The 10,621-nt window shown below is 71.5% G+C and carries 14 protein-coding genes; 11 read left to right on the top strand and 3 right to left on the bottom strand.

The window, feature by feature from the left end; all coding sequences use genetic code 11:
• The first annotated feature begins 586 nt into the window (after positions 1-586).
• The gene (locus tag ACZ6MA_RS33775; protein WP_469438720.1) at positions 587-787 is read left to right on the top strand and encodes a hypothetical protein; all 201 of its coding nucleotides are present in this window, start codon (positions 587-589) and stop codon (positions 785-787) included.
• Positions 788-925: 138 nt separating this feature from the next.
• Here the strand turns inward: ACZ6MA_RS33775 and tpg are convergent, their stop codons facing one another.
• The 3 genes from tpg to ACZ6MA_RS33760 all read right to left on the bottom strand — a co-directional run bounded on the left by tpg (position 926) and on the right by ACZ6MA_RS33760 (position 3,042).
• Positions 926-1,477 (bottom strand): telomere-protecting terminal protein Tpg, encoded by a 552-nt coding sequence (tpg, locus tag ACZ6MA_RS33770; protein WP_469438718.1) that lies wholly within the window; start codon positions 1,475-1,477, stop codon positions 926-928.
• A gap of 11 nt (positions 1,478-1,488) precedes the next feature.
• Positions 1,489-2,427 (bottom strand): hypothetical protein, encoded by a 939-nt coding sequence (locus tag ACZ6MA_RS33765; RefSeq protein ID WP_469438716.1) that lies wholly within the window; start codon positions 2,425-2,427, stop codon positions 1,489-1,491.
• A gap of 204 nt (positions 2,428-2,631) precedes the next feature.
• Positions 2,632-3,042, bottom strand: coding sequence for a helix-turn-helix domain-containing protein (locus ACZ6MA_RS33760; protein ID WP_469438714.1), 411 nt, complete (start codon positions 3,040-3,042; stop codon positions 2,632-2,634).
• 458 nt (positions 3,043-3,500) lie between these two features.
• Between ACZ6MA_RS33760 and ACZ6MA_RS33755 the strand changes: the two genes are divergently transcribed.
• From ACZ6MA_RS33755 to ACZ6MA_RS33710, 10 genes are all read left to right on the top strand, one after another.
• Positions 3,501-3,728, top strand: a complete 228-nt coding sequence (locus ACZ6MA_RS33755; RefSeq protein WP_469438713.1) for a hypothetical protein — start codon at positions 3,501-3,503, stop codon at positions 3,726-3,728.
• Between the two features lie 483 nt (positions 3,729-4,211).
• Complete coding sequence (locus ACZ6MA_RS33750; RefSeq protein ID WP_469438711.1) at positions 4,212-4,400, top strand: hypothetical protein; 189 nt, start codon at positions 4,212-4,214, stop codon at positions 4,398-4,400.
• 152 nt (positions 4,401-4,552) lie between these two features.
• Positions 4,553-4,711, top strand: coding sequence for a hypothetical protein (locus tag ACZ6MA_RS33745; protein ID WP_469438710.1), 159 nt, complete (start codon positions 4,553-4,555; stop codon positions 4,709-4,711).
• Between the two features lie 77 nt (positions 4,712-4,788).
• Positions 4,789-5,850, top strand: coding sequence for a hypothetical protein (locus ACZ6MA_RS33740; protein ID WP_469438708.1), 1,062 nt, complete (start codon positions 4,789-4,791; stop codon positions 5,848-5,850).
• A gap of 8 nt (positions 5,851-5,858) precedes the next feature.
• Positions 5,859-6,305, top strand: coding sequence for a hypothetical protein (locus tag ACZ6MA_RS33735; RefSeq protein WP_469438707.1), 447 nt, complete (start codon positions 5,859-5,861; stop codon positions 6,303-6,305).
• Positions 6,302-6,514 carry a hypothetical protein gene (locus tag ACZ6MA_RS33730; RefSeq protein WP_469438706.1) on the top strand — a complete coding sequence of 71 codons (213 nt, stop codon included), beginning with the start codon at positions 6,302-6,304 and terminating at the stop codon, positions 6,512-6,514. The genes ACZ6MA_RS33735 and ACZ6MA_RS33730 overlap by 4 nt, the downstream gene beginning before the upstream one ends.
• Before the next feature lie 86 nt (positions 6,515-6,600).
• Positions 6,601-6,783, top strand: a complete 183-nt coding sequence (locus ACZ6MA_RS33725; protein ID WP_469438704.1) for a hypothetical protein — start codon at positions 6,601-6,603, stop codon at positions 6,781-6,783.
• A gap of 17 nt (positions 6,784-6,800) precedes the next feature.
• Positions 6,801-7,256, top strand: coding sequence for a hypothetical protein (locus tag ACZ6MA_RS33720; protein ID WP_469438702.1), 456 nt, complete (start codon positions 6,801-6,803; stop codon positions 7,254-7,256).
• Between the two features lie 103 nt (positions 7,257-7,359).
• Positions 7,360-9,774, top strand: a complete 2,415-nt coding sequence (locus ACZ6MA_RS33715) for an ATP-binding protein (RefSeq protein ID WP_469438701.1) — start codon at positions 7,360-7,362, stop codon at positions 9,772-9,774.
• Between the two features lie 655 nt (positions 9,775-10,429).
• The coding region (locus ACZ6MA_RS33710) for a hypothetical protein (RefSeq protein ID WP_469438699.1) at positions 10,430-10,621 on the top strand (192 nt) is incomplete at its 3' end.

Raw genomic sequence — 10,621 nt, 5'->3', positions numbered from 1 at the left:
CCCCGCGGAGCGGGTAACCATGCGCTGACGCGCATGGAAGTGCGGCGGGCCGCTGGCGCGGCCCGCGCGGCTCCGCTGGCGCTCCGCCGCTGCCCGCCTGTCCCCCTCCGCTGCGCTGCGGGGGACGGCGGGCCGGGGGGACGCCGGGTGCCGGTAGAGGGGGGACTTCTTAGTAGTGAACCGGCAATTTTGGGTCCCCCTTGGTACAAAGATTTCCGCGTCTTAGCAGGTCAGACCGGGTTTTCCCTACCGGCAATGACGGGTCCCCCTTGGTACAAAACTGTGGACGAGGGTGAGCCGAAAACGGTATTTCCGCAGGTCAGATGGGGTGGACCGAACCGGCAATTTCGGGTCCTCTTACCGTGGGTAACAGCGCCCGAGTCCCCCTCTCGGTGCCCGATATGAACCTGATTGGGCATCAACTTAGGGTCCCCTCTGTGGAAAACCTGCCGGAAGGCGGGGGGGGGGGGGACCCAGAATTGCCGGTTCAACAACGCGGTCGGGCGTGTCGCGCTCCCCGAAAATCCATCAGCCCTTGTCAGTGCTGGGATCTACCCTCGGTGGCCCACGGATCTTGGGGGGACCCATGAGGGACGAGGAGAGGGCACTGGCGGTGACGCTGGCTCTGCTGCTGCTGATCGGCGGGGTGCTGATACTGCGTGAGCTGGTGGGTATCTGGGCGGCCTTCGCTGCGGGGGCGGTGCCGGTACTGGCGGTGTACCTGGGGCCTGCGCTCTGGCGGGAGCTGACTGTCCGCCGATTCGCCCGGCAGGTCCGCCGGTACTGAGCCCCTGTGCCGCCCTGTGGGCCCACGCCACCACCGGCCGGGCCCCCCGGCCCCGGGGCGGCCCGCACGGCGCCGTACGGGCCGCACAGGCACGCCAGAGGGCCCGCACCCTGTGATGGGTGCGGGCCCTCTCGCGTGTCACGCTAGGTCGATGTCGATGTAGTCGATGTCGGTCAGCCGGACCGTGAGTCCCTGCGCGCGGGTCCCGCCGTCACGGAAATACTGCTGGCCGAGCCCCTCCCCGATCGCCTCCCGGAGGGCCTCCTCGTCCCCCGCCTCGACGGCCCGCCACATCTCGCCCACGATGTGCGGCGGCATGCGCTCGGTGATCCGCCGGAGACGGCCGTCATCGCTGCTGCCCGGAGCTGCGGTGAACCCGAAACGCGCGCGGGTTTCAACCACTATGCCGGCCGATTTGGACCGCTCCCGCGCCCGTGCGACAACGCGGGGCTGCCAGGCCGCAGCCACCTCCCTCTCCAGCGCGGCAGCCGCCGCAGCGCTCGGCTGCCGGGTCCCCTGGATGTAGCGCTGCACGGTGCGCTGGCTGACCCCGAGGCGGGCCGCCACGGCCGCCGTAGAGCCCCCCTCCTGCCGGAGCAGGAACCGCAGGCGGGTGTCGACCCGCTTGGGTATCGGGCGGGTCCACACGGCCCGCCGGGCACGATCGAGAGCATCGAGAATCTGTCCCATGTGAGTCCCCCTCAGAACGGAACGGCGGCAGTGGCGATGGCGTCGGTGCAGGTGCGGCACATGCTGAGACCGGGCACCCCGCGCACGGCCCGCCCGCACCCTCCGCCGCAGTCGACCAGGGCGAGCAGCTGCACGCCGGTGGCAGCCTCACGGGCGGTGCTGACATACCTCTCACCCGGCTCCGGCAACAGTGATGCGAGCAGTGCCATGGGGTTGCCTACCGGCACGCCCTCCGGCATGCGCAGCCGGTGCAGCAACTCGGCGTAGGGCCACGCCCCCTCTCCGTCGGGCCCGCCGCGCAACAGCGCGGCGACGCGGCTCCGGGCGCGTGCGAACCGGTCGGGGGTGACCTGGAACCAGGGCAGCCGGTCCAGGAGATCGCGGGCGGCCTGCTCGAACCAGCCGAGATCGAGGAGTGCCGGGTCGACCGTCGGCGGGGCCAGCAGACCGGACAACAGGGTGAACCGGTCGGGCAGGTGGGACCGCCGGTCCCGCCGGTCCCACCGGACGAACCCGTCGTCCGTGAGGTGGCCGTAGTGCGTGCGCAGGGTCCGCTCGCTGATGCCGAGCGCGCGCGCCATGGCCACCTGTGTGACGCGCCCGGTCCAGTCCGCGCCCGCCTCCAGAGCGAGCCCGCCGAGGATCCGGCAGCACGTCCGGTCGCGGCCCTGGGCGGTGGCGGCCCACTCCTCCGGGGAGGGGGAGGGCGGCAGGGGGCGCGCCCGGCCGACGCTGGCGCCGGGGAGCGGGGTGCGCCGGTCGGCGTCGATCCGGGCGCCCTCGAACAGGCTCGTCAGGTGGCGGCGCAGGACGCGCGGCACCAGCTCGACGCGCTCAGCGAGATCGACAGACCGCAGCCGCTCGCCGGGGTGGTCTAGCTCGTGCTCGACCAGGACGCCGAAGATTCTCCGGCAGGATCCACAGTCGTCGGGGTGCTTCGGGTGTGACATCGGGGCCTCATCTCCGGCCCGGCCCCTGGTAGTGGTCGGTCACCCTCACCGCTACACTCGGCCGCAGACCTTGTCGGTCGACAGAGGCCCCACCCACCGGAATCCGAGGACCTGCCAGTCCCCGGGGTGTGGTGAGGGTCTCTGTCATTTGTGTGGTGCAGAGATTACGCCCTGTCAGGGGCCTCCCGGCACTCAGATTCGCGGTCAGTCGATCGTGGTCTGGTGGCCGCCGATGGTGTCGGCGAGCCGGGCGGGGGCGAGTTTCGTGAGCGCGTGGGTGGGTCCGGCCAGCAGATCGAGCACGGGCATCCCGTAGTGGGCGGCGAGTGCGTCGGCGTGGTCGAGATCAAACGGCGATTCCCCGCGCAGTTTCCGGCTGATCTGACCCTGCGTCAGTCCGACGACGGGTGCTATGTCGGTCTGCCGCTCGCCGGTGGCGCGCATCAGGGTCGTGATGGTGAGCCGCAGTAGCCCGGCGGTTGACGTCGGACTATGTGCCTGGCTCATGCGGGATGCGCGGCGCGCATCGGGGATAGCGGGTGCGGGGGCCTCTTCCGGGGCCGTTCCGGCTGGTGCGCCCTGCATGGTGCGTGCGGTCGACAGAGTCCGACGCATCTCAACTCTCCTTATTGGGCGCCTTTTTGGCGCTTGTCCGCTTCTGCGGCTTATTGGTGCGTACTTCAATTCCTGCGTCGGATAGCCACTTATAGAACGTACTTGGGGATAGGCCCGACAAATCCTTTACGCGGCTGCGGAGGGCGCCGGTCCGGACGGCGGCGAGGACCGCGTCGTGCAGGGGCGGGAGCAGGGCGTCTGCCGCCTCCAGGTGTGCCGCGCGGCGGGCCCGGATGTCGGCTACCTCGCGGAGCGCGGCGGCCTGCCGCTCCTCGGGGATCTCATCTGATGTCGTCACAGGTCAGAGCGTACGCCAAAAGTTCTCGGCGCGCAGCACTTGTACGCGGTGAACTTTCGTGCCAGAGTGGTTCTCGCAAGGCCACCCCGGCCGAGCACCCCACACGGGTGGTGGAACAGCCGTGTGGGGGGACTCCACCTGACTGACCAGGGAGAACATCATGGGCACGCGGAACATCTTCGGCTTCGGCGGCAACGAGAACACGGTCGTGCACGGCGGCCAGCACATGACCGTCAACGGCGAGAAGGTCGAGCTGAAGCAGGGGCAGACCCTCAGCGGCTTCGACGGCTTCGGCAAGGGCCAGAAGGCCCAGCAGGACGAGGACGGCCTCACCCCGCAGGAGATCGCCGCTCGCGACCTCAAGAAGGTCTTCGGGATCACCATCTGATCGCGTCCCTGGCGCGGCTGGCCTGACGGCTGCCTGATCGCCCGGCCCTGCGGGGCCGGGCGTGACGGGGAGCCGGACGGACCGGCTCGGAGGGAGGCATCATGAACTGCCCAGAGTGCGGCTCATCCACTGTCGAGGGGCCGAATGGTCAGCTCAGCTGCCGACAGTGCTCGTGGCAGAGCGGGTACGCGCCGCAGCAGTAGATGTCACTGGATGGGGTGATCACATGAATCCGCCGTACTACACCACCGACTCGTGCTCCGGCTGCGGGTCGATAGTCCACGGGATCCACGGACGGTGGGCGTGTGCCGCGTGTGGCGCGTGCAGCCCGTACGCGGAGCCCCCGGAGGGGTGGGCGACGGAGATCACCCCGGAGGAACGGGCCACGAACACCGTGGCGTACGACCCGGCCTGACGGCTGCCTGATCGCCCGGCTCCGGCCGGGCGTGACGGGGAACCGGGCAGTCCTACGAGGGGGTTGGCATGGGAGAGCGTGCACGGCGGCGTGAGGCGGCCGGGCGGGAGCGGGTGATCGGGGAGGTGGCCAGTCACCTGCGCCGCACCTACGGCGGCATCGGCGCGGAGGACCTCCGGCGGGTCCTGGCGCGCGACTGCGGCATCGAGGTCGACTACTGGGAGGCGTGGCGGGTGCTGCGCAGTCCGCTGGTCTGACGGCTGCCTGAGTGCCCGGCCCCGGCCGGGCGCGACAGGGAGCCGGGGCAGCCCGGCCCTACAACTGAATGAGGGCGGACCGCGCCGGTGGTGGAACACCAACGCGGCCCTGAGAGCCCTCTCCTGACATGACCAGGAGGAGAGATCCTGTGATGGATCGTACCTACGCGCCCCCGGGCGCTGTGACGGCCGCCCAGACCTGCGATGACTGCGGGGGATCGCGCGGCACCCACGAGTCGTCGGACGACGGCACCACCATCCGCCAGTCGTGGCGCCCGTGCTCCGGCTGCAACGGCCGGGGGACCAAGTGAAGGGCCAGCGGGCGGACCTGCCGCCCATGCCCGCCCGCAAGCGCCGCCCGAATCGGCCGGCGGCCCGCGCGGACCGCGTGAGTGACCTCGTGATCGCGCTGCTGGGCGTCGTCGGGCTGGGCCTGAGCGCGTGGTCCCTGTCGACGCTGCTGATGGACGACGCCGGGGCGCCGCTGTGGATCGCGGTGCTCGCGGTCGGCGTGTTCGACGGTCTGGCCATCCTCGCGATGACGCAGGTCTACGCCCGCCGCCACTCGCCCCATCTGGCGGGCGGGGCCCGGCTGGTGATGATGATCGCGATGCTCGCCTCCGCCGTCGTCAATGGCGCCCACGGGGCCCGGCTCGGCGGGTGGACCACGGCGATGGTGCTCGGGGCGGCGCCGATCGGCTTCGAGGTGGCCTTCGAGCTGCGGCACCGCAGCGCCACTGCGCTCGTGTGGCTGCTGTTCCGGCGAGAGGCCGGGGAGGCGCTGCGGCGGGACGTGTGGGAGCGCATCGCCCCCGCCACGGTCCACACGATCGAGCGACTGCCCGAGGGCAGCACCGGCGGCGCGGACCCGGCCCCGGCGGGCGAGCGCCGGGACGCCCTGGAGCGTGCCGTGACCGACATCAGCCGTGCCCGGCTGGCGGCTGTGGCGGACCCGCACGGACCGGACTGGGGGCGGGCGAGCGAGCGGGCCGACGAATCGGTGGGGCGCGCTCTGGCGGCAGGCTGGTCGATGGCTGACCTGATCGCGGCCGGGTCCCGCCTGCCGGGGGCCGGAGCGGCCCCCGCGTCGATCACGGATGCGGCCCGGATGTCCGGCGGCGTCCCCGGATATCCGGCGGGCACGGTATCCGGGCAGGCCAGCGCCCCGGCGTCGGGCGGGGGTGTCCGGCCGTCTCCGGGGCCGTCCCCCGCGCCGGAGGGGCCGCGCGAGCACCCCGATCCGGACGGCCCGCCGTCTCCCCGGCCGCCGTCGATGCGCGCCCTGGTGCACGCCCTGCACGGGGCCGGGCTCACCGACGCCGAGGAGATGACCGTGCGGCTGGCCCGTTTCTACGACCGGGACGTGGACGCCGAGACGGTGGCCCGGTACCTGCGGGAGGCCCGGCGGAGTGCCGGGACCGGCGACGACGGGACGGGGTTCTACCGATGATCCGCATCATGAGCGCCCGTCAGGTGCGCGAGCTGCGCGCCGCCCTGGCGGAGGCGGAGACGGCGGCCGAGGCGGCCGTGGCGGCCACGGCGGAGGCGGAGGCGGCAGCCGACACCTACGAGGCGGAGGCGGAGAGCTGGCACGGCCGGTACGAGCTGGAGCGCAAGTGCGTGGCAGCCGCGATGGCGCGGGCGGAGGACGCCGAGCGGCGGGCGGACGCGCTGCGGGCGGCGCTCGACCGCGCTACCGGCGGCAGCACCGCACGGTGGGTCTACCTGCTACTGCGGGGCGCGCGGCCGGTGAGTCTGCACCTGACCCGCCAGGACGCGCACGACGCCGCCATCGCCGACGGCGCAGAGGCGCCGTGGCAGACCCGCCCGGCCGACATCGACCCGACCCCCGGGTGGACCGCCTGGCCCCTGGTCCTGCCCGCCATGGGAGGTGAGGAGCGGTGACCGGGGACCCGCAGTACAGCGCGGCGGAGGCGGCTCAGATCGCCGCCCTGGTGCTCCGCTCCGCGATCTCGACACGCGGTGTCGATCAGGCGCTGGAGCGCATCAAGGCAAGGGCTCGGCGCCGGGAGGAAGAGGCGGCGGCGGCCCGCCAGGCGCGCGAGGACCGGGACCGCCAGGCGCGGATCGACCGCAGGACGCGGCGCAGGTAGCCGCTGCGGGGGCCGGGTCCCGCCCGGCCCCCGCGCACGAGCCGTCCCGTAGCCGATCCGACCCGAGGAGACCGACCATGACCCGCATGACTCGCATGACTCGCGTGACTCGCACGGGCCTGCCCGTTCTCGCCGCGCTCGCCGCGATCGCCCTCATGCTGGCGCTCCGGGGAGATCACCCGGCCTGGCTGACCGTCATCGCCTGCGGCTCGATGGCCCTGTTCGCCGCCGCCCAGACCCGCGCCATTCTCGACCGCCACACCGGATGACCTACGAAGGAGCAGACATGAGTGAGCATGAGCCGGACGCATTAGACATGAGCTTCGCGCATGAGGTGTACGCCACGGCGCCGGAGTTGACGACCGAGGTGGGCGCGCTACTCCGGTGGCACACCGAGACCGACACCCCGGACCTGGTGCACGCGGTGCTCGCCGGAGTGGACCGGCGGCTGCCGCAGCGGGCCCGGTCCTACCTCCTGCACCTGGCAGCCGTCTCCGACCGGATGGCGCTGACCGACGCCGTCAGGGAGGCGCAGGCCCGCGCCGTCGACGCCGCCGCCGACCTGATCGAGTGGGACGCCCGGCACGGCGCTACCGCCGGGCCCGTCCCGGCCGCCGACGCGGCATGGCGGCAGGACCCCCGGGGCTACGTCCGCCAGGAGTGGGCGGCCCTGCCCGCAGAAATGCGGGCGCGCGGTGTCAGTGGCGCACGCCACGATGAACAGGCCCGCCGCACCATCTGACCCAGGATCACACTGGGGACCCCCCCGCCCGGCAGAGACGGCCTGGCAGCTCACCTGCCGGGCGGGGGTCGGGTCCCCACCACACGGAGCACAGAGGGGACCCATGCACAGCCTGGCACTGACCCCCATCCCCCACACCATCGGCAATCCCGCCACCACCACCACTGCCGCCGCTGATGCCGCCACCGGCAGCATCCCGCTTTCGGGCGGCTTCGGACTTCTCCTGGCGCTCGTCCTCGCGTGGGCGGCGCTCTCCGGACGCAACGGCCAGGGCGGCAACCGTGCCCTGGTCCGCGCTCTGCGCCGGGGGCAGGGTGGCGGCGTCACCGGCGCCGTCGGCGTCCTGTTCCGGGGCGTCGGGTGGGTGCTGACGGTGATGTGGCGGATCGTCACCGGCCGCCCGCTCTCCGGGGCGGAGACGGCTGCCACGTGGTGGCGGGGCACCGACCCCGGCCGCCCGTCCCTGCCCGTCGCGCAGCTCGGCGCGATCGCGGCGCCCATGCCCGCCAAAACGGCCGGCCGCCCGGGGCTGGCCCTGCGGGCGGCGCGGGCGGGCGTCGAGTGGCTCGACGCCCGCGTCCTGCCCCGGTACCCGCTCACGGAGCGGGCGTTGGCAGCCGCTCAGTGGACCGGGCGCATCGCCCGCACCACCCTGCCCGCCTGGCGGGCCGTGGGGGCCCTCGTGGCGGCCGTGAGCCGGGCGGTGGGCCGCTACCGCCACTGGCCCCGCGCCGCCGTGGCAGCCGCCCGCCTGGCGGCCCTCCTGGTGTGGGCCGGGCTCATGCTCGACGCCTGGCGCACCCTGACGATCGTGGTCCTGGTGCTCGTCGTCGTCGGCTCGCTCGCCGCCGCCATCACCGGCCCCTGGGGGTACGCCCTGTGGCACGGCCGGACCCCCGGCGACGACGAGCGGTACGGCCCCGGCCTGTGGGACAGCCTCCACGCCGCGCTGCGGCTGCCGGAGGGCGAGTACCGGCAGACCTGGCTGCACATGACCCACGACCTGGCGGCCGACGACGCCGCCATCACGCTGCGGCTGCCGGACACCCTGCACGGCACCGAGGGCGAGCGGGAGACGCTCCGGCAGATCCTCCACGCCCGCGTCCCCGGCGAATGGGTCGGCGACTGGCAGACCTACGGCCACGATCGGTACGTCCGGTGGACCCCGAAGCCCAAGCCCATCAGGCCGGAGCCCCTGCCGGAGTACGTCCGGTGGGAGCCGACCGGCGACCCGCTGCGCGTCTACGTCGGCGAGACCCACGACGGGCCCGCCTACCTGCTCACCGGCACCGCCACGCCGCACGTCGGCGTGGCCGGTGAGACCGGCACCGGCAAATCGACGACGGCGGCCGGGACGCTGGTGGAGGCCCGCCTTGCCGGTTGGCTCGTGACCATGATCGACCCCAAGCAGAACAGCCAGCCCGCCGCTCAGGGCAAGTCGGGCGTCCGCTACGCGACCGCCGTAGACGACTGCGTTCAGGCGATGGCGGAATTTTTCACGTCGATGATGGCCGCCGAGAAATACAATTCGCGCGCCATGCGCAAGCAGAAGCACGCCAATCCCCCCATTCCGCGTATTCTCGTGATTGACGAGCTGCCGTCATTCAAGGAATTCATCGCGGCGTGGTGGAAGTACATCAAGCAGCAAAAGGGATTCCCGCCGGTCCTGGTGTGGCTGGCGCTGATTCTCATGCAGGGCCGATCCTCCGACCACCGTGTATTCCTCGGCACGCACCAATTCGCTCTGGACATTTTCGGATCGACCATGGCGCGTGACCAGGTCGGCACGAAAATGGTGGTGGGCGAGACCTCCGACCCGTCATGGGCGGTGGCATTCGGATCGACCACACCGCGCGTGCACTACGACGACTCGATTCCCGGCCGGGGCGTGATCAGCACGAAGCGCCGCAAGGCAAAAAAGATTGTCGACGGCATCCCGCAGCGGGTAGAGGAAATCCAGTTCGCCCACATCGATGAGGCTCGGATGGAGGAATACCTCGAAAGCGCCCCGAAGGCCCCGTCCTGGTTCGACAGGGGCGAGATGGCGCCGTGGATCACGGAGGAGGACGTGGCCAGGGCAGACGCCGCCGCAGCCGTGGGCGCGTTCCTGCCCGGCGGCGAGTTCATGACCGATCTGACGGCTGACGCTGACGCGGCCGACCGCGAGAAGGGGGGCCCCGTCCCTGGTCAGAGGCAGGGCCAGCACGTCAGCCTGACCAAGGAGGGGGACGATCAGGAGGCGGGCGGCGCTCCGGCCGACATGGACGAGCTGGCCGCCCGGGTGGCCGCTGAGGGGTCCACGCAGCTCCGCTACAGCCTCACCCAGGCGTGCACGCTCGGGATCATCGACTCCAAGCCCGGAGCCGCCCGGCAGAAGAAATCCGACTGGCTCAAGCGCGGAAAGCCATTCCCTGAAGGGGAGGTCATGAAGGGCGTTTCCTACTACACCGTGGAAGAGCTGCACTCCGTCTACGGAGTGCCGGACGGCTGGAATGCCGACATGGCAGAAGCCGCGTAATCCCAGCGGCATTTGACGGGCCGTGGCCCCGGACTCTACAGTCTGGGGCCATTCCCATTCCCGGGCCCAAAGGAGCGTCATGGAAGACGAATTCGGATACCGCTGCGAAGACTGCGGCGGACGGCCGTGCAGCGTGTGCGGAAAGCACTACTGCGCCGAAGAGTGCGGAAGCTGCGGCGGGTCCTGTCGCTGCGACTGCCGATGCCCCGCCCTCCGAGAGGATGAAGGGGATTTCTGGAGCTAACCCCAGGAACCAGCAACAGCGCCCGCACGACCTGTTGATACCCCGGAGGGGGAATCCGGCGCATACCTATTCAGGGCTTACAGAGGAAGCTCCGGGGTGCTGCGCCGGAATCCCAGGTGCTACACAGCGCATCCAGTGATGCAGCGGGCCCGGAGCCTGGTTCCAGAGTTCAGCCGAACCCACATTTGAAGCACCCCGGAGGGGGTGTCCTGGATCCGCCAAAGGTACATGCTGCACCATCTGATGCGCCGCCCACCCGCCACCCGCAGAAAGCCACAGATCCGCCCCCTCCCCTACTGCCAGCCTGCCCGCGTAGCGGGCCCACACCAGCCTCCCACGGCGGGTCACAGCCACGTTTACCAGGGGCGGAGCGCAGCGGAGCCCCGGACCCACCCACCGGCCCGTGCTGCCGTGTGCGAAGCACGAAAGGCGGCACAAAGAATTCCGGCACGGAATTCTCCAATTCGCGCAAAGCGCGAATTTATAAACCGCGAAGCGGTTTATTTAAAAGCCGCCGCGGCGGCTTTTCCACGCTTTTTGGAATTCGCGCAGCGAATTCTTTCCCTGCTATCCGCGCAGCGGATAGGTACCCGCTCCGCGGGG

The organism is Streptomyces sp. NPDC042259 (assembly GCF_055582085.1).
This window is presented reverse-complemented; position numbering and strand designations above follow the sequence as displayed.

Excerpts from the sequence above, each read along its gene's own strand:
- ACZ6MA_RS33775 (WP_469438720.1), top strand. The coding sequence starts at position 587 with ATGAGGGACGAGGAGAGGGCACTGGCGGTGACGCTGGCTCTGCTGCTG.
- tpg (WP_469438718.1), bottom strand. The coding sequence starts at position 1,477 with ATGGGACAGATTCTCGATGCTCTCGATCGTGCCCGGCGGGCCGTGTGG.
- ACZ6MA_RS33765 (WP_469438716.1), bottom strand. The coding sequence starts at position 2,427 with ATGTCACACCCGAAGCACCCCGACGACTGTGGATCCTGCCGGAGAATC.
- ACZ6MA_RS33760 (WP_469438714.1), bottom strand. The coding sequence starts at position 3,042 with ATGCGTCGGACTCTGTCGACCGCACGCACCATGCAGGGCGCACCAGCC.
- ACZ6MA_RS33755 (WP_469438713.1), top strand. The coding sequence starts at position 3,501 with ATGGGCACGCGGAACATCTTCGGCTTCGGCGGCAACGAGAACACGGTC.
- ACZ6MA_RS33750 (WP_469438711.1), top strand. The coding sequence starts at position 4,212 with ATGGGAGAGCGTGCACGGCGGCGTGAGGCGGCCGGGCGGGAGCGGGTG.
- ACZ6MA_RS33745 (WP_469438710.1), top strand. The coding sequence starts at position 4,553 with ATGGATCGTACCTACGCGCCCCCGGGCGCTGTGACGGCCGCCCAGACC.
- ACZ6MA_RS33735 (WP_469438707.1), top strand. The coding sequence starts at position 5,859 with ATGAGCGCCCGTCAGGTGCGCGAGCTGCGCGCCGCCCTGGCGGAGGCG.
- ACZ6MA_RS33725 (WP_469438704.1), top strand. The coding sequence starts at position 6,601 with ATGACTCGCATGACTCGCGTGACTCGCACGGGCCTGCCCGTTCTCGCC.
- ACZ6MA_RS33720 (WP_469438702.1), top strand. The coding sequence starts at position 6,801 with ATGAGTGAGCATGAGCCGGACGCATTAGACATGAGCTTCGCGCATGAG.
- ACZ6MA_RS33715 (WP_469438701.1), top strand. The coding sequence starts at position 7,360 with ATGCACAGCCTGGCACTGACCCCCATCCCCCACACCATCGGCAATCCC.